We start from the raw sequence: 17,037 nt of genomic DNA on the forward strand, positions 1-17,037 counted from the left end.
CGCGGGGTCGCCGCCGGCGAGCGCGTGGGTGATCGCGGCGGCGGGGTCGCGGCGCCGCAGGTGCTCGGCGGTGACCCGGTGGGCGCGCTGGGCGGCGGCGGGGTCGCGGCGCTGCAGCAGGGTGCGGGCGTGCGCGGCCACGAGGGAGTGCCACCGGTAGACGGGCAGGCCGCCCTGTCCACCCTGTCCACCCGCGCGGGTCAGGAACACGCCCCGGTCGGCGCACTGCTCCAGCGCCGCGGAGCCGCCCGGCACCAGGGCCTCCGCCAGGTCGGCGTCGAGCGCGTCGGCGGTGCTCGCGAGCAGCACGAACGACGCGAGGTCGGGGGGCAGCGTGCCGATGACCTCCTCCACGAGGTAGCCGGTGATCGGGACGTCGGTGCCCGCCAGCGGCTGCACGGTCGCGAGGTCGCGGTCGAGCAGACCGGCGGCGACGGCGAGCCGCACGGCGACGGGCCAGCCCTGGGTCAGGTCCCACAGCGTGGCGACACCGGCCGCGTCGGCGGCCGTGCCGTTGAGCCGGGCGAACGCGGCGACCTCGTCGCGCGTGAACGCGAGCGCCCCCGCCCGCAGCTCGCCGAGGTCGCCGCTGATCCGCATCCGGTTCACCGGGAGCGTGGTGTCGTGCCGCCCGGCGACGACGACGCGCGGCATCGCGGGGTAGCGCAGCAGGGGAGCGAGGACGGTGCGCGCGGTCGCGGACGACAGGGTGTGCACGTCGTCCAGCACGACGGTGAGGTCCGCGCCCGCCGCCTCGACGTCGGCGAGCAGCGCGTCGACCCGGCGGCTGGTCGCGGCGTCGGCAGCGGCGGTCCACCGGGCGGTGAGGGTGCCGGGGCGGGCGCGCTCGACGGCGTCGGCGAGCACGCGGGCCAGCCGCCCGGGGTCGTCGTCCAGGCCGTCGACCGACACCCACGCGACCGGCGTGGTCCGGTGGGACACCCACGAGGCCAGCAGGCAGCTCTTGCCGAACCCCGCGGGTGCGGCGACGAGCACGGTCCGGTGCGCCGCCAGCGCGTCGTCCAGGGCGCCCAGCAGCCGCGGGCGCTCCAGGTGCCCCGCCGGTGCCACCGGCGGGCTGATCTTGCCGGCCGGCGTCGTCGCGGACCGGGCCGTCGGACGTCCCCCCACGTCCACCACGCCCCTCTGCTCGAGGACGGGACCACCGTAGCGGGACGGGTCGCGGCCCGTCGCCCCGGCGGCGCGGTCCCCCCCCCGTCCCGCGCCGCCGGGGCCAGCGTCCCGGGGCCCGGCGCGCGGGCGCCTCATCCGTCGCGGATGATCGTCGGGCGCTCAGGTGGCGTCCTGCACCACGCGCAGCTCGGTGATCTCGAGCCGCAGGTCGGTCAGCAGCGCGACGACCCCGGCGAGCCCGGCGGCGTCGGGGACCTGGCAGGACAGCATCGCCCCGTCCCCGGTGGGGGCCGCGACGATGTCCGCGTACTCCCGCAGGGCGGCGTAGTCGCTCAGCGGTCCGCGCACGCGGATGTGGTAGAGCATCGCCCCTCCCGGCGGTCGTGCCGGCTGGTGCGTCCACCGTCGTGCCGGGGCCGGTCCGCGGCATCACCCCGCGGGGGTGATGCCCGGCACCGCCGCCCCGGCGAGGCTCGGGGGCCAGGAGGTGCGCGGTGGGCGAGGCGATCGGGCAGTCGCTGCCGGTGGCGGTGGGCGTGCTGCTCAGCCCCATGCCGGTGGTCGCGGTGGTGCTGATGCTGGTGACCCCGCGCGCCCGCGCGGACGCGACGGCGTTCCTGGCCGGGTGGGTCCTCGGCATCGCGGCGTTGGGGACCGTGGTCGTGCTCGTGGCGGGCGCCGCGGCGGGGTCGGGGGAGCCGCCGACCTGGGTCGCCGTGCTGAAGATCGTCCTGGGCGTGCTGGCGCTGCTGGTCGCCGTCGCGCAGTGGCGCGGGCGCCCTCGGGGGGACGCCGAGCCGCCCGTGCCGGGGTGGATGCGCGCGGTCGACGGGTTCACCCCGGTGCGCGCCTTCGGCCTGGCCGTGCTGCTCGGCGCCGTGAACCCCAAGAACCTGCTGCTGGTGGCCTCCGGCGCGGTGGCCATCGCGACCGCGACCGACGAGACCGGCGCGCGGGCGGTGGCGCTCGCGGTGTTCGTGGTCGTCGCGTCGGTCGGGGTCGCCGCGCCGCTCGTCGTCTACCTGACCGCCGGTGCGCGCGCCGCCGCCGTCCTGGGGGGCCTGCGGACCTGGCTGGTCCGGGAGAACGCCGTCGTCGTGGCGACGCTGATGCTGGTCATCGGCACCAAGCTCCTCGGGGACGGGATCGGCGCGCTCTGACTCAGGCGTGCAGCGAGAACTCGGTGGGGAAGCGCGGGTCGGTGATCGCGGGGCGGTCCAGGGAGAACAGGTCGATGTCGTGGGTGGTCGTCCCCGCGGTGAGCAGGTCCGCGAGGACGCTGCCGAGCAGGCTCGCGAACTTCCCGGCGTGCCCGGCCCCGTTCGCGACCGCGACGTGCGGGTGCCCCGGGACGGTGTCGAGGACGAACTCCCGGTCGGCCGGCATGTCGTAGACGCACGTGCGGGCGACGAGCGGCGCCCCGGCGGCGTCGGGCAGGTGCTCGGCGAGGAACCGCAGCGAGCGGGCGGTCTCCTCCGGGTCGGGCTGGTGGGTGCGCCCGTCGACGGTGACGAACCGTCCGCGCATGTCCCGGGCGATCTTCACGGCGGCCTCGCCGTAGACCGGGAACCCGTAGTGCACGTCCGCGCCGTGGTAGACCCAGATCGGGAACCGGTCCGGGGTGAACGAGGGCAGGTGCCGCGCCGCGACGTAGTCCACCTGCTCCTCGGACAGCGTGAGCCGGAAGTCCAGGCCGAGGTCCCCCATGAGCTCGGGCAGCCAGGACGCGGTGGCGACGACGAGCGCCCCGGCCTCGACGTCGCCCCCGGTGGTGCGGACCGTGACCGACGAGTCGCGGACGTCGAGCCCGGTGACGCGGGTGCGGGTGCGCAGCTCGACCCCGGCAGCCAGGGCGAGCGCGGTGTGGGCGGACACGGACCGGCGGATGTCGATGATCCCGGCGTCGGCCTGGAACAGCGCGGCCGTCCCGTCGGGGACGCGCCACTGCGGATACCGGGCACGCAGGTCGTCGGTCGTGAGGTCCTGGTAGGTGTGCCCGGCGGCGTCCATCGCGGCGCGGAACACGTCCAGGCGGGCGTCGCCGCCGTGCTCCGGCGGGGCGAGGTCGAGGCCGCCGGTGCGGGTGTACACCGGCAGGCCGGAGGCGCGCTCGACCTGCTCCCACGCCTCGAACATGGCGTCGGTGAGGCGCGCGTACTCCGCGCGGTGGTACGACCGCCGGATGATGCGCGAGTGGTCGCCCGACGACCCGAGGGCGTGGCCGAGGTCGTGCTGCTCCAGCAGCAGGACGCGCTCGGCGCCGCGCCGGGTCAGCCAGTACGAGGCGGCCGAGCCGATGGCGCCGGCGCCGATGACGACGTGCGAGTACGTGCCGGACACAGTGACCTCCTGGGGGTGCGACGGGGCCGCGACCCCCGCGGGCCCAGTGTCGCGGACCGGCGCCAGGTGCGGGGAGCGCGTCTCGCGGACCGGCCGGGCGTTGCGCGCGGGCTCGACCGTGCTCAGTCGTCCAGGAGCGCCCGCACCCGCTCGGTGTCGGCGTCCGTCCACCCGTCGGGCGGGGCGACGGCGACCCAGCCGTCCAGGGTGAGCCCGTCGTAGTTGTGCCCGTGCCCGTCGGGGACGCCCTTGGAGTTCACCAGGTCGAACGTCAGCTGCCAGAACGTGACGACCGGGTACCAGGTCATCGTGAGCCCGCCCTCGCCGGCGGGGTTGCCCTGCAACCAGTCCGGCTCGCTGAACAGCAGGTCCGGGCCCCACCACACGATCGGGTCGGAGGCGTGCTGCAGGTACAGCACCCGCGGCTCCTCCCAGGCGGTCGGCGGCTCGGCGATCTGCTCGGTGTCACCCGCGAACCGGACCAGCAGCCCGCTCGCGTACACCGGGGCGAGCGACGTGGTGCCGGGGTCGCGGCGGTCGACCAGGGCGTGCCAGATCGGGTTGGAGTTGGGCGGGCCGACCCACAGCACCCCGTCGGTGCGGGCACGGATGTCGGCGAGCGAGTCGTACGCGGTCTCGGAGCCGTAGGACCCCAGGCTCTCCCCGTACGCGAGCACCTGCGGGCGGTCCGCCTCGGGCATCTGCGCGACGCGGGCCTCCACGGCGGCGGCGAGCGCCTGCGCCTCGTCGGCGGCGCGGGACCGGTCGACGAGGAACGACAGCCAGCTCGGCAGGTACGAGTACTGCGTCGCGACCGCCGCGGTGTCCCCGGCGTGCAGCAGCTCGAGCGACGCCACCGCCGACCCGTTCACCCAGCCGCTGCCGGTCGTGGTGGCGATCAGCAGCACCGCGCGGTCGAACCCGCCCGCGCGCTCCAGGTCCGCCACGGCCAGCGCCGCGCGCTCCTCGGCGGTCGGTGCGGAGTCCAGGCCCGCGTACACCCGCACCGGCTCCGTGACCGTCCCGGTGCGGGACGCCGCCGACAGCACGTCGGGGCCGGGCCCCTCGCTGACGAACCGCCGGCCCTCGCGCCCGAGCGTGTCCCACGGCACGAGCGAGTCGGGGGAGCCGGAGCGCTCGGGGGCGGTCGGCTGCACGACCCCGGCGTGGTCGCGGGTGTTCGCCGACGCGAACGCGGTGTCCGCCCAGGACAGCGCCCGCGACAGCAGCACGTCGTTGACCAGCACCACGACGAGCACCGCCACCAGGCCCGCGGCGACGCCGCTCGCGAGGATCCGCGGGAACCGCAGGCGCCGCCGCAGCACCCGCTCCACCCGCAGGCTCGTCCACCGCAGCCCGCGCACCGCGAACACCAGCGCCGCCGCGACGACCAGCAGCAGCGGGCCCGTGCGCAGCCAGTCCCCGGTGGACGGCCCCGGCATGCCCATGGCCTCGGACATCTCCCGCTGCCAGCGGGAGCCGTGCACGAGCATGACCACCAGCAGCGCCACCGCCGCCGCGCCCAGCAGGCTGCCCAGCAGCGGCCGCAGCCACGCGCGCACCCGCGGCGGCACCCGGTGGGTCGCCCAGGCGAGCAGGCGCCGCCACGCGGGGACGTGGCGCAGCGCCCAGGCGAGCAGCACGCCGATCCCGTACCCGAGGGCGCCGGAGATGCCCGACACCCCGGCCTGGAAGAACCAGTCCCGGGGCAGCAGCGAGGGCGTCATCGCCAGGGCGGCGAACACCGTGCCCAGGGCGATGCCGGGGGCGCTCGGCGGCCGGGGCCGACGCCGCCGGTGCGCGGCCGGTGCCTCGGGGGCGGGATCGGTGCCCGCGGCGTCGGTGCCTGCGGGCTCGAGGACGTCCGGGTGCGCCTCCGGGGTGGTCATCCGTGCCTCTTCCTGCCCGCCGGGCCCCGGCGCCCGGCGGTGTCCGGGGCGCCGTCGTCGGTCCGATGGATGGTGCCAGACCGCGGGGCGCATCTCATCTCGGTCGGGTGACGTGTCGTCCCGCCGTCCCGCCCGACACTGGCGGGACGGGCGATCCAGGGAGGGCACCATGCCGGACGGCAAGCCGAACATCCTCGTCATCTGGGGCGACGACATCGGCATCACCAACCTCAGCTGCTACAGCGACGGGCTCATGGGGTACCGCACGCCGCACATCGACCGGATCGCCGACGAGGGCATGCGGTTCACCGACTCCTACGGCGAGCAGAGCTGCACCGCCGGGCGCGCGTCGTTCATCACCGGCCAGTCGGTGTACCGCACGGGGATGAGCAAGGTCGGCGTCCCCGGGGCCGACGTCGGGCTGTCCGGCGAGGACCCGACGATCGCCGAGCTGCTCAAGCCGCTCGGGTACGCGACCGGGCAGTTCGGCAAGAACCACCTCGGCGACCGCAACCCCTACCTGCCGACGGTGCACGGCTTCGACGAGTTCTTCGGGAACCTCTACCACCTCAACGCGGAGGAGGACCCCGAGCAGGACGACTTCCCGGACGCCGAGGAGTTCCCGCGCCTGCACGCCGTCTACCAGCCGCGCGGCGTGCTGCACTGCTGGGCGACCGACGAGCACGACCCCACGGAGGACCCGAAGTACGGGGTGGTCGGCAAGCAGCGGATCGTGGACACCGGGCCGCTGAACCGCAAGCGGATGGAGACGGTCGACGACGAGACGACCGCCGCGGCGGTGGACTTCATCCGCCGGCAGGCGGGCGAGGGGACGCCGTTCTTCGTGTGGATGAACACCACCCACATGCACCTGCGCACCCACACCAAGCCGGAGAGCCGCGGGCAGGCGGGCCGCTGGCAGTCGGCGTACCACGACACGATGGTCGACCACGACGCCCACGTGGGCGTGCTGCTCGACGCCCTGGACGAGCTCGGCATCGCCGACGACACGATCGTGGTCTACAGCACCGACAACGGACCGCACGCCAACACCTGGCCCGACGGCGCGACCACGCCGTTCCGCAGCGAGAAGGACACCAACTGGGAGGGCGCGTTCCGGGTCCCGGAGGTGGTCCGGTGGCCCGGGCACATCCCCGCCGGGGTGGTGTCCAACGAGATCGTCCAGCACCACGACTGGTTGCCGACCTTCCTCGCGGCGGCGGGCGAGCCGGACGTCGTGGAGAAGCTGAAGGAGGGCCACCAGGCGGGCAGCAAGGCGTTCCGGGTGCACATCGACGGGTACGACCTGCTGCCCTACCTCACGGGCCAGGTCCCGTCGAGCCCCCGGCAGGGGCTCATCTACTTCTCCGACGACTGCGACGTGCTCGGCATCCGGTTCGACAACTGGAAGATCGTGTTCATGGAGCAGCGCGCCGCCGGCACCATGCGCATCTGGGGCGAGCCGTTCGTCCCGCTGCGGGTCCCCAAGCTGTTCAACCTGCGCACCGACCCGTTCGAGCGCGCCGACATCACGTCCAACACCTACTGGGACTGGTTCCTCGACCACGACTTCTTCGCGCTCTACGGCACCGCGATCACCACCGAGTTCCTGCAGACCTTCCGGGAGTTCCCGCCCCGCCACGAGCCCGCGACGTTCACCATCGACCAGGCGGTGGCGCGCCTGCACGCCGCGCTGGCCCGGGACTGACCGTGGCCGACGACCTGCCCGGGTGGCGGGACGGCCCCGCACGCCGCGCCGTGCTCGACTTCGTCGCCCGGACCACCGACCCGGGCGGCGCGGACCACGTCGAGCCCGCCGCCCGGGTCGCGGTGCTCGACAACGACGGCACCCTGTGGTGCGAGCGGCCCGTGCCGGTGCAGGTCGACTTCCTGCTGCGGCGGTTCGTCGAGATGGCGGAGGCCGACCCCGCGCTGCGGGACCGGCAGCCGTGGCTCGAGGCGCGCACCGGGGACCTCGCGTGGCTCGGCGACGCGATGGACCGCCACTACCGGGGGGACGACTCCGCCCTCCGGCTGCTCGTGCACGCCGTCACGACCGCCTTCGCAGACGTCGACGTGGACGCGTACGACGCCCGGGTGCGGGAGTTCTTCGCCACCGCCGAGCACCCGGTGCTGCGCCGGCCCTACCGGGAGTGCGTCTACGCCCCGATGATCGCCCTGCTCCGGTACCTGGAGGCGCACGGCTACGTCGTCTACCTCGCCACCGGCGGCGACCGGGACTTCGTGCGCCCCGTCGCGCAGGACCTGTACGGGGTGCCGCCGGAGCGGGTGATCGGCAGCGCGGTCGGCCTGGCGTACGTGCCCGGCGACGTCGACGGGGCGCCGGGGACGCTGCGCTACACCGCCGCCATGGAGTTCTTCGACGACGGGCCCGTCAAACCCGTGCGGATCTGGAGCCGCACGGGGCGCCGCCCCGTGGTGGCCGCGGGCAACGCGAACGGCGACGTCCCGATGCTCGGCTTCGCCGGGAGCGGGGACGGGCCCGCGCTGCGGCTGCTGCTGCGCCACGACGACGCCGAGCGCGAGTTCGCCACCGACGCGGGCGCTGAGCAGGCGCTCGCGGTCGCGGCGGACCGCGGCTGGACCGTCGTCAGCATGCGCGACGACTGGTCGACGGTGTTCGCGGGGGACGACCGGTGACCGCCACCGGGGTCCGTGCGCGGCCCGACCTCGCCCCGCTGCGGCCCGTGCCCGCGCAGGAGTTCCTCATGGGCTCCGCCGACCACGAGCCGGAGGAGGCGCCGCCGCACCGGGTGCGGGTCGGCGCGTTCGCCATCGAGGACGTCCCCGTCACCACTGCCGCCTTCGCGGCGTTCGTCCGGGACACCGGGTACGTCACCGTGGCCGAGCGCCCGCTCGACCCGGCCGACTACCCGGGTGCCCCGGCGGAGAACCTCGTGCCCGGGTCGCTCGTGTTCACCGGCACGCCCGGCCCGGTCGACCTGCGGCACCTCAGCCAGTGGTGGGCGTGGGTCCCGGGGGCGTGCTGGTCGCGCCCGCTCGGTCCCGGGTCGTCCACGGCCGGGCGGGAGCGGCACCCCGTGGTGCACGTCGCCGTCGAGGACGCCGAGGCGTACGCCGCGTGGGCCGGGCGCTCCCTGCCCACCGAGGCGGAGTGGGAGGCCGCCGCCCGGGGCGGCCTGCCCGGGCTGCCGTACACCTGGGGCCCGGCACCGGAAGCGCCGGGGGAGCGGCTGGCGAACTACTGGCACGGCGACTTCCCGTGGCGCGCGGACCCCGGCTACGGGTCGACGTCGCCCGTGGGCGCCTTCCCCGCGAACGCCTACGGCCTGCACGACATGGCCGGCAACGTCTGGGAGCTCACCGCGGACTGGTACGCCCCGCGGCACCCCGACGACGCCGAGCACGCGTGCTGCGTCCCCGTCGACCCGCGCGGCCCCGCACCGGAGGACAGCCTCGACCCGGCGCAGCCGCAGTTCCCCGTCCCGCGTCGGGTCGTCAAGGGCGGGTCGTTCCTGTGCGCGGACACCTACTGCCGTCGGTACCGGCCCGCCGCCCGCCGTCCCCAGGCCGTCGACACCGGCACCAGCCACGTCGGCTTCCGGTGCGTCGTCCGGCTCACGCTCCCGCTGGTGTGAGGTCCACCGCCGCGAGCCGCTCGTCCAGCCAGTCGAGCACGCGCTCGTCGGTCAGGGTCCGGGCGAGCGGCTGGCAGTGCCCGCCCGCGCCCTCCGCCGCCGTGAACGGCACCACCTCCGCGATCCCCGGGGCGGTCAGCGACGCCAGCCGCTCCGACTGGCCGGGCCAGAACTGCTCGCCCTCCGGCGAGGTGATCAGCAGCGGCGTGGTGATCTGCCCGGCGACGTCGCGCAGGTCGTACGCCCGCACCGCCCGCAGGGTCGCCGCGTAGCCCTCCGCGCCGTACGGCCGGGCGCGGAACCGCCACGTGCGCGCGGTGGCGGGGGACAGCCGCATGCCGAGCGCCATGTCCCGGTCGAACGCGTGGTCGTCGCCCTTGGCCAGCAGCGTCAGCAGGCTGTGCGGCACCTCGCGCTCCCAGGAGGTCGCGACCTCCACCACGCCCGGGTCCAGCACCGCCGCGGCGGGGCGGTGCTCCGACGCCAGTGCCCGGGCCACCCAGTAGCCGCCCTGGCTCATCCCGAACAGGACGACGCGCCGCGCGTCCACGCCCGGCTGCTCGAGCAGCGTGTCGAGCACCGGCGTCAGCACGCGCTCGAAGTCCGGCCGGAACGGGATGCCCTGCTCCAGCAGCACCGACTGCTGCCCCGGCCCGTCGAACGCGAGCGCGTGGTACCCGCGCTCCAGCGCCCCGTGCAGGATCCCGGACCACAGCGACGTCAGCGCCCCGTCGCTGCCGTTCACCGCGACCAGCGTCGGGCGCGGTCCCGGGCCGGGGGAGCGGAACAGGTACCCCGGCAAGGTCGTGCCCTCGTACGGCAGGTCCAGCCGCTCCACGTCCCGCCCGCTCGTCGCGACCCACCGGTCCCACGCGGCGCGGTGCGCCCGGAACGTCGGCAGCAGGTCCGCGTCCGACTCCAGCGCCGCCGCCGCGTCCACCGCGGCCGCGAGGTACGCCGCCGCCCGCAGGTACGCCCCGGCCGCGCTCACCCGGTGCCCGCGCACCGCCGACGCGTCCGCCCGCTCCGCCACGCGGGTGCCCAGGTCGCGCCACGCGGCGAACCAGCCCTCGTGGTCGTGGTCCTTCACCCCGCCGACGGCGGCGAGCACCTCCCCGACGTCCGCGGCGCCGCTGGGCGCCCGGCCGAGCACGGTGCGGACCGCCTGGTCGCGGTCGGGGACGGCGGAGAACGTCAGCGCGTGGTGTCCGGGCACGGTGGGTCCCTCCTCGTCGGCACGGGTGCCGCGGGCGCGGCCCCTGCTGCCACCGAAGCGGACGCCACCGTCCGCGGCCTCATCCGCGCCGGACGGTTCGGAGGGCTCAGCCCAGGTGCCGCGCGTAGCACCGGGACATCGGCAGCGCGTCGGCGTACGGGGCGTACGCGGGGATCGGCGTCCAGCCCACCGCGACGTACAGCGCCTCCGCCTCGGGCTGCCGGTCCCCGGTCTGCAGGATCATCCGTGTCGCCCCGCCCGCGCGCGCCAGCCGCTCCAGCTCGGCCATGACGGCGCGGCCGACGCCCCGGCCGCGGGCCGCCGCCGCGACGACGACGCGCTTGACCTCCCACTCGCCGCGCAGGTCGCGCAGGGCGGCGTGCCCGATCGGGGTGCCGTCCGCGTCCACGGCGAGCACCGTGTGCCGGATGGTGGCGGGGTCGACGGTCAGCGCCGCCACTCCGGCGGCCGACAGGCCGGGACCGTCGGCGTAGCGGGCGCCCATCTCCTCGTCCATCGCCGCGCGGAGCGCCGCCGCGCGCGGGTCGGTGTAGTCGACCGCCTGGAGCGTGAACGACGGGGACGGGACTGCGGGCATGCGGGCTCCTCGGACGACCGGCGGCGCCGGCGTTCGACGCGCGCCGGGCGGGAACGTAGCACGCGCCGGTGACGGTCACGCGAGCGGGTCGGCGCCGGCCGGTCAGCGCTGGCTGGTCCGCGCGGGGACGTCGGCGCCCGCGGCGGCCGCGGTCCGGCGGCAGGTCTCCTCCCACGGCGTGTGGTCGAGGCCGAACCGCGCCCGGGCTGCCGTGTCGTCCAGGACGTACGGGCGCGTGAACTGGTACGCCATCTGCCCGACCTCCCGCAGCCCCGGCGCGACGAGCCCGACCGTCCGCAGCGTCCGAGTCCCGAGCGCGCGCACGGAGACCGGTGGGCGGCCCGCGGCGGCGAGCACGTCCGCGAGGGCCTGGGCCTGGGTGCGCGCGGGGGCGCTGGGCACGTGCCAGGCGCGGCCGTGCGCCCCCGGGTCGTCCACGGCGGCGACCAGGGTGCGGGCGACGTCGAGCACGTCGGTGAAGGTGTGCGGCTGGTCGACCGCCCCGACCATACGCACGGGCCGGCCGCGCAGGGCGGCGGGCAGCACGCGGCTGACGTGACCCTGGCCGCCCCCGACGTAGTCGGAGCCGCGGACCTCGACCGCGCGCACCCGTCCGGCGCGGTGCGCGGCCAGCGCGTCGGCCCACAGCCGGGCGCGCAGCACCCCCTTGTGGTCGGTGGCGGCGTCGGGCAGGTCCTCGCGCATCGGGCCGTCGACGGGACCCAGGGGGTAGAGGTTCCCGACGACCGCGTACACGGCACCGGTGCGCTCGGCGGCGGTGAGCAGCGCGGCGGCCAGCGGCGGCCACACCCGCTCCCACTGCGTGTAGGCGCCGGGGTTCGCGGCGTTGACGAGGGTGACGGCCCCCTGCGCCGCCCGGGTCAGGGCGTCGGCGTCGCTGGCGTCGAGCGCCAGGTGCTCGGCGCCGGGCAGGTCGGTGCGGCGGCCGGAGCGGGTGGCGAGGGTGACCCGGTCGCCCCGGGCGAGCAGCAGGGCGGCGACGTGCCGGCCGGCGGGACCGGCGCCGACGACGAGGTGGTGCGCGGACATGGTGGCTCCTCCGGACGACGGACAGGCGGTGCGAGAGCAGTGCTCTCGCGATGATCCTGGACCCGGGTGCCCAGTTTGCGCAAGAGCAGTGCTCTCGGTTGTGGGCACCGCTCTCGTCGCGCAGGATGGCGGGATGAGCCCGCGCACCCCGACCGCCCGCGACCTGGCCCGCGAGACCGTCCGCGCCCGGATCCTCGACGCCGCCCGCGCCCGGCTCGCCCAGGACGGCGCCGCCGGGCTCAGCCTGCGGGCCGTCGCCCGCGACGTCGGCATGGTGTCGTCGGCCGTCTACCGGTACGTGCCCAGCCGCGACGACCTGCTGACCGCCCTGCTGGTCGAGTCCTACGACGCCCTCGGCGCGGTGGTCGAGGCCGCCGACGCCACCGCCGGGTCCGCACCGGTGGACCGCTGGACCGCCGCCTGCCGCGCCGTGCGGGACTGGTCGATCGCGCACCCCGCCGAGTTCGCGCTCCTCTACGGCACCCCCGTCCCCGGCTACCGGGCTCCGCGCGACACCGTCGGACCCGCCACCCGCGTGATCGGGGTGCTGCTCGGCATCGTCCTCGACGCCGTCGCCGCCGGTGCCGCGCCCGCTCCGCCGCCGCCGGCACCGCCCGGGCTGCCCGACGCGCTGGCCTCCGCGCTCGCGGTCGCGCAGGCCCGCGGTGGCGTCCCTGCGGCGGACCCCGACCAGGCCGCCGAGGTCGCCCTCCGCACGCTGATGGCGTGGACCACCCTGTTCGGGGCGGTGTCGTTCGAGCTGTTCGGGCACTACGACGGGTCCGTGGACGACCGCGCCGCCTACCTCGACCACGTCGCGCTGCGCCTCGCCGCCGACCTCGGTCTGCGCCCCTGAGTCCGCCCGGGTGCGCGATGCTGGGCACCCGCAGGTTGACCACGACGCAGGGAGCACCCGTGCCGCACCGCCCGACCCGCCCGACCCAGCCGGAGCCCGCGGATGGGTGGACGCCCGACCGGTACCGGGCCGCCATCACCGCCGAGCGCGCCCGGCTCGTCGCGGACCTGGAGGCGCTGCCCGCGCCGGCCTGGTCGGCGCCGACGCTGTGCGGCGCGTGGACCGTCGAGGACGTCGTCGCCCACCTCACCGCGGGGGCGAGCACCGGCCGGTGGGCCTGGCTGCGCAGCATCGTCGCCGCCGGGTTCGACGCCGACCGGCACAACGAGCGACGGCTCGCGGAGCACCGCGGCCCGACGCCCGCGGACACGCTCGCGCGCTTCCGGGCGGTCGTCGGGTCCCGGGTCGCGCCGACCGGGGACCACTGGGCCTGGCTGGGCGAGGTGGTCGTGCACGGCGCCGACGTCCGCGAGCCGCTGGGGCTGCCCGGCGCCGGTGACCCCGAGGTGGCGCGCGCGGTCGCGGTCGGCTTCGTCCGCCGGGACTTCGCCGTGCCGTCGCGCACCCGGGCGCGCGGCGTCCGCCTGGTGGCGACCGACAGCGCCTTCCGTGCGGGCGAGGGGCCGGAGGTCGAGGGCACCACGCTCGACCTGGTGCTCGCGCTCGCCGGGCGCCCGACGGCGGCGGCACGGCTCGGCGGCGCGGGCGCGGACACGCTGCGCGCCGCGGTGGCGGGTCGCGGGGCCTGAGACCGCCCCGAGCGGCGTCGGGGCTCGTCCGGCAGCCGGGCCGGTACCCGCGTCGCACCGGTCGGTGGTGACGGTCGGCCCGCGGGGGCGCCCTCGCGGTGCGGCGTCAGGCCGAGGGGTCGGCGTCCTCGACGGGCGGGGCCACCTCGGTGCCGTCCGGGCCGAGCGCCCCGACGAGCTCGACGTGGTCCACCTCGGGGTCGACGACGACCTGCCGCCCGGGTCCGGTCGCGGCGGTCTCGAACCGGATCGCCACCCGGCCGTCGTCCCGGGCCCGCACCACCCAGCCGCGGCCGTGCTCCGGGTGCGTCACGTCGAGGCCCGGCACCGCGTCGTCGTGCCGCAGTCGGCCGCGGCGGCGGCGCGCCACCGGGCGGACCTCGGCGGTGTCCTCGCCGTCCGGCGTGGTCGGGGCCGTCCACGGGGCGTCGGCCGCGGGGCCGTCGGGCGCGGCGTCCGCGCGACCCGCCCCCAGGGCCCCGGCGGGCAGGTCCAGCATCAGCTGCGCGTGCTCCGACAGCCCGTGGAACGACACCCCGAGCAGCCGCACCGGCTCGGTGAGGTCGACCAGGTCCAGCGCCCGTCCCGCGGCCTCCACCAGCGCGGCCGCGTCCGCCGTCGGGGACGGCAGCGTCACCGACCGGGACACGGTGCTGAACCCCGCGAACCGCACCTTCACCGTCACGGTCCGCGCCGCGCCGCCGTGCCGCTCCAGCCGCGCGAGGGCCTGCTCCGCGACGGCGGGGACCTGCGCCGCGACCTGCGCGCGGCCGTGCAGGTCGCTCTCGAACGTGTGCTCCGCGCCCGCCGACTTCCGCTCCCGGGTCTCGGCGACCGGCCGGTCGTCCCACCCGCGCGCGACGCGGAACAGCCCCGTCCCGGCGGCCTCGCCGAGCACCATCGTCAGCGTGTCCAGCGGCTGCGCGCGCAGGTCCGCGACGGTGCGCACGCCGATGCGCTCCAGCCGCTCCGCGGACACCGGGCCGACACCCCACAGCGACCGGACCCGCATCGGCAGCAGGAACGCGTCCTCCTCGGCGGGGTCCACGACGACGACCCCGGCGGGCTTCGCGGCGGCCGACGCGAGCTTCGCGACCAGCTTCGACCGGCCCATCCCGACCGACACCGGCACGCCCGCCAGGTCCACCGCGCGCTCGCGCAGCGCCCGCGCGACCCCCGGCCACCCGTCGGGCCCCGGGGTGAGCGCGCGCAGGTCGGCGAACGCCTCGTCGATGCTCAGCGGCTCCACCGCGTCGGTGACCTCGCGCAGGGCGGCCATGATCCGCGCGGAGAACGCCGAGTAGGCGTCGAACCGCGGCACCACCACCGTCGCCTGCGGGCACAGGCGCCGGGCGGTCGCCATCGACATCGCGGAGCGCACCCCCGCGGAGCGGGCCTCGTACGAGGCCGCGGCGACCACGCCGCGCGGCCCCGTCCCGCCCACCAGGACCGGCCGTCCGCGCAGCGACGGCCGCTGCGCCTGCTCGACCGAGGCGAAGAAGGCGTCCGCGTCCAGGTGCGCGATGCTCGGCTCGTCCCGCATCCGGGGGGCCCGCACCTCGCTGCTCACCGGGACACTCTGCACCACCCATCCGACACCGGCGCGCGGCCGAGCCTCCGTGCGCCGGCCGCCCTCAGCGGCGGGACGTGACGATCGGGAAGTCCGGGTCGGGCTCCTGGAGCACGGCCAGCAGCCGGGGGAGCGCGGTCGCGTCGCCGTCGGTGGTGATCCCGGCGGCGGCGAAGTCGTCGGGTCCGAGCGCACCCAGCACGACCTGGGTCAGCAGCGCCCGGGTGAGGTGCAGGGTCGCGTCCGCCGGGCGGTCCGCGGGGCCGCCGTGCACGAGGACGCCGTGGTGCAGGCTCAGCCGGGTCGCGCCCTCGGGGCCGAGGTCGAGGTCGATCTCGATGCGGTCGTCCCAGCAGCGCGGCGCGTCCACCCGGATGGCCAGGCTGTCGAGCAGCTGGTCGACGCTCAGCGCCGCCAGCAGGTCGGGTGAGGTCGTCTCGGTGGGCGTGCCGAACGGCCCCTGGCGCAGCTCGGTGGCCGCGCCGAGGTACGCCGAGCGCCACGTGCCGTTCTCCGCGCCGAACCCGAGCTGCTCGTGCGCGTCGGCCAGCAGCGCCCGGGCGCCCGCGTGGTCGGGCTCCGCCTGGACGACGTGGTCCAGCACCTCCGCCACCCAGCGCAGGTCGCCGTCGGCGAACGCCGCGCGGGCCCGCTCCACCACCGCGTCCGCACCGCCCATCCAGGCGACGTACCGGCGGCTCGACTCCGGGGCGGGCAGCGACCACAGGTGCGCCGGGTTGCCGTCGTACCAGCCCATGTACCGCTGGTAGACCGCCTTCACGTTGTGGCTGGTGGACCCGTAGTACCCGTGCGCGTGCCACGCCCGCTCCAGCGCGGGCGGCAGCGTGATCTCCTCGGCGATCTGCACGCCGGTCAGCCCGCGGTTCAGCAGGCGCAGCGTCTGGTCGTGCAGGTACGCGTACAGGTCGCGCTGCAGGCCGATGAACGCGAACGCCTCCTCGCGGCCCCACGTCGGCCAGTGGTGCGACGCGAACACCACGTCGGTGCGCTCGCCGAACAGCGTGATCGCCTCGGTCAGGTAGTGCGCCCACATCCGCGGGTCGCGCACCAGCGCACCGCGCAGGGTCAGCAGGTTGTGCATGGTGTGGGTCGCGTTCTCCGCCGCGCACAGCGCCCGGTGCTGGGGGAAGTAGACGTGCATCTCCGCCGGCGCCTCCGTCCCGGGCGCCATCTGCAGCTCCAGGTCGATGCCGTCGACCGTGTGCCGCTCGCCGGTGCGGGTCACGGTCAGGGTCGGGACGATCATCGACACGGTGCCGGTGGACGTCGCCTGCCCGAGACCCGCGCCGACGCCGCCCTCCGGGCCTCGTTCCAGGGGCGTGCCGTACATGTAGCCCGCGCGCCGCCCCATCGCCGTGCCGGCGTACACGTTCTCCGCGACCGCGTGCTCCACGAACCCCTCCGGGGCCAGCACCACCACCTCGCCCGCGTCCACCGCCTCCTGCGTCGTCACGCCCTTGGCGCCGCCGAAGTGGTCGACGTGGCTGTGCGTGTACAGCAGGCCCGTCACCGGGCGGTCGCCCCGGTGCGCGCGGTACAGCGCCAGCGCCGCCGCCGCGCACTCCGTGGAGATCAGCGGGTCGATGACCAGCACGCCCCGGTCGCCCTCCACGAACGTGATGTTCGACAGGTCCAGCCCGCGCACCTGGTAGATGCCGGGCACCACCTCGAACAGCCCGTGCCGCCGGACCAGGCCGCTCTGCCGCCACAGGCTCGGGTTCACCGACAGGGGAGCGGGCCCGGTCACGAAGTCGTACGACGCGGCATCCCACACCACCCGTCCGTCGGCGTCCCGCACCTGCGGCGGGTCGATCGTCCCGAGGAACCCGCGCTCGACGGCGGCGAGATCCGCCTCGTCCGCCAGCGGCAGGCCCGCCAGCAGGGCGGCGTGCTGGGCGGCGACGGCGGGGTGCACGGACGCGGACATGGCGGCCTCCTGGTCGGCGAGAGCCCCAGCGTCGCCGCCGACCCGGGGCGCTGCCATCACCTCGCGG

General features: G+C 76.6%; 15 protein-coding genes. 6 read left to right on the forward strand and 9 right to left on the reverse strand.

The window, feature by feature from the left end:
- A partial coding sequence (locus tag EBM89_RS00490) for a winged helix-turn-helix domain-containing protein (protein ID WP_500778881.1) occupies positions 1-1,140 on the reverse strand: 1,140 nt, incomplete at its 3' end.
- A 153-nt stretch (positions 1,141-1,293) separates the two neighbouring features.
- Positions 1,294-1,500: a DUF8691 family protein gene (locus tag EBM89_RS00495; protein WP_122147505.1), complete on the reverse strand. Its 207-nt coding sequence runs from the start codon at positions 1,498-1,500 to the stop codon at positions 1,294-1,296.
- A 128-nt stretch (positions 1,501-1,628) separates the two neighbouring features.
- Between EBM89_RS00495 and EBM89_RS00500 the strand changes: the two genes are divergently transcribed.
- Positions 1,629-2,294: a GAP family protein gene (locus EBM89_RS00500; protein WP_122147506.1), complete on the forward strand. Its 666-nt coding sequence runs from the start codon at positions 1,629-1,631 to the stop codon at positions 2,292-2,294.
- 1 nt (position 2,295) lies between these two features.
- Here the strand turns inward: EBM89_RS00500 and solA are convergent, their stop codons facing one another.
- Both solA and EBM89_RS00510 read right to left on the reverse strand, forming a co-directional pair.
- On the reverse strand, positions 2,296-3,474 hold the full coding sequence (gene solA, locus EBM89_RS00505; RefSeq protein ID WP_158609422.1) for an N-methyl-L-tryptophan oxidase: 1,179 nt from the start codon (positions 3,472-3,474) through the stop codon (positions 2,296-2,298).
- Between the two features lie 122 nt (positions 3,475-3,596).
- Positions 3,597-5,363, reverse strand: coding sequence for an alpha/beta hydrolase (locus tag EBM89_RS00510; RefSeq protein ID WP_158609423.1), 1,767 nt, complete (start codon positions 5,361-5,363; stop codon positions 3,597-3,599).
- A 169-nt stretch (positions 5,364-5,532) separates the two neighbouring features.
- On the opposite strand from EBM89_RS00510, the gene EBM89_RS00515 reads away from it, so the two are divergent.
- The 3 genes from EBM89_RS00515 to EBM89_RS00525 are packed head-to-tail and all read left to right on the forward strand — an operon-like array spanning position 5,533 to position 8,983.
- Positions 5,533-7,071 (forward strand): arylsulfatase, encoded by a 1,539-nt coding sequence (locus tag EBM89_RS00515; protein ID WP_122147581.1) that lies wholly within the window; start codon positions 5,533-5,535, stop codon positions 7,069-7,071.
- A 2-nt stretch (positions 7,072-7,073) separates the two neighbouring features.
- The gene (locus EBM89_RS00520; RefSeq protein WP_122147509.1) at positions 7,074-8,024 is read left to right on the forward strand and encodes an HAD family hydrolase; all 951 of its coding nucleotides are present in this window, start codon (positions 7,074-7,076) and stop codon (positions 8,022-8,024) included.
- The gene (locus EBM89_RS00525; protein ID WP_439647152.1) at positions 8,021-8,983 is read left to right on the forward strand and encodes a formylglycine-generating enzyme family protein; all 963 of its coding nucleotides are present in this window, start codon (positions 8,021-8,023) and stop codon (positions 8,981-8,983) included. The genes EBM89_RS00520 and EBM89_RS00525 overlap by 4 nt, the downstream gene beginning before the upstream one ends.
- On the opposite strand, the gene EBM89_RS00530 is transcribed toward EBM89_RS00525, so the two are convergent.
- The 3 genes from EBM89_RS00530 to EBM89_RS00540 form a co-directional block, all read right to left on the reverse strand.
- On the reverse strand, positions 8,964-10,199 hold the full coding sequence (locus EBM89_RS00530) for an alpha/beta hydrolase family protein (RefSeq protein ID WP_122147510.1): 1,236 nt from the start codon (positions 10,197-10,199) through the stop codon (positions 8,964-8,966). The genes EBM89_RS00525 and EBM89_RS00530 overlap by 20 nt on opposite strands.
- Positions 10,200-10,305: 106 nt before the next feature.
- Positions 10,306-10,797 (reverse strand): GNAT family N-acetyltransferase, encoded by a 492-nt coding sequence (locus EBM89_RS00535; protein WP_122147511.1) that lies wholly within the window; start codon positions 10,795-10,797, stop codon positions 10,306-10,308.
- A gap of 102 nt (positions 10,798-10,899) precedes the next feature.
- The gene (locus tag EBM89_RS00540; protein ID WP_122147512.1) at positions 10,900-11,847 is read right to left on the reverse strand and encodes an NAD-dependent epimerase/dehydratase family protein; all 948 of its coding nucleotides are present in this window, start codon (positions 11,845-11,847) and stop codon (positions 10,900-10,902) included.
- A gap of 133 nt (positions 11,848-11,980) precedes the next feature.
- Between EBM89_RS00540 and EBM89_RS00545 the strand changes: the two genes are divergently transcribed.
- Together EBM89_RS00545 and EBM89_RS00550 are read left to right on the forward strand one after the other, a co-directional pair.
- Positions 11,981-12,703 carry a TetR/AcrR family transcriptional regulator gene (locus EBM89_RS00545; RefSeq protein WP_122147513.1) on the forward strand — a complete coding sequence of 241 codons (723 nt, stop codon included), beginning with the start codon at positions 11,981-11,983 and terminating at the stop codon, positions 12,701-12,703.
- A gap of 59 nt (positions 12,704-12,762) precedes the next feature.
- Positions 12,763-13,452 carry a maleylpyruvate isomerase family mycothiol-dependent enzyme gene (locus EBM89_RS00550; RefSeq protein ID WP_233571444.1) on the forward strand — a complete coding sequence of 230 codons (690 nt, stop codon included), beginning with the start codon at positions 12,763-12,765 and terminating at the stop codon, positions 13,450-13,452.
- Positions 13,453-13,558: 106 nt separating this feature from the next.
- Here the strand turns inward: EBM89_RS00550 and EBM89_RS00555 are convergent, their stop codons facing one another.
- The gene (locus EBM89_RS00555; RefSeq protein ID WP_147463401.1) at positions 13,559-15,022 is read right to left on the reverse strand and encodes a DNA polymerase IV; all 1,464 of its coding nucleotides are present in this window, start codon (positions 15,020-15,022) and stop codon (positions 13,559-13,561) included.
- Between the two features lie 64 nt (positions 15,023-15,086).
- Positions 15,087-17,027 carry an alkyl/aryl-sulfatase gene (locus EBM89_RS00560; RefSeq protein ID WP_233571445.1) on the reverse strand — a complete coding sequence of 647 codons (1,941 nt, stop codon included), beginning with the start codon at positions 17,025-17,027 and terminating at the stop codon, positions 15,087-15,089.
- Positions 17,028-17,037 lie beyond the last annotated feature (10 nt).

It is taken from the genome of Cellulomonas triticagri (assembly GCF_003696205.1).
Lineage (GTDB): Bacteria > Actinomycetota > Actinomycetes > Actinomycetales > Cellulomonadaceae > Cellulomonas > Cellulomonas triticagri.

What these genes read in the sequence shown, in the direction of transcription:
- EBM89_RS00495 (WP_122147505.1), bottom strand. Translation starts at nt 1,500, where the DNA reads ATGCTCTACCACATCCGCGTGCGCGGACCGCTGAGCGACTACGCCGCC.
- EBM89_RS00510 (WP_158609423.1), bottom strand. Translation starts at nt 5,363, where the DNA reads ATGACCACCCCGGAGGCGCACCCGGACGTCCTCGAGCCCGCAGGCACC.
- EBM89_RS00515 (WP_122147581.1), top strand. Translation starts at nt 5,533, where the DNA reads ATGCCGGACGGCAAGCCGAACATCCTCGTCATCTGGGGCGACGACATC.
- EBM89_RS00535 (WP_122147511.1), bottom strand. Translation starts at nt 10,797, where the DNA reads ATGCCCGCAGTCCCGTCCCCGTCGTTCACGCTCCAGGCGGTCGACTAC.
- EBM89_RS00540 (WP_122147512.1), bottom strand. Translation starts at nt 11,847, where the DNA reads ATGTCCGCGCACCACCTCGTCGTCGGCGCCGGTCCCGCCGGCCGGCAC.
- EBM89_RS00545 (WP_122147513.1), top strand. Translation starts at nt 11,981, where the DNA reads ATGAGCCCGCGCACCCCGACCGCCCGCGACCTGGCCCGCGAGACCGTC.
- EBM89_RS00560 (WP_233571445.1), bottom strand. Translation starts at nt 17,027, where the DNA reads ATGGCAGCGCCCCGGGTCGGCGGCGACGCTGGGGCTCTCGCCGACCAG.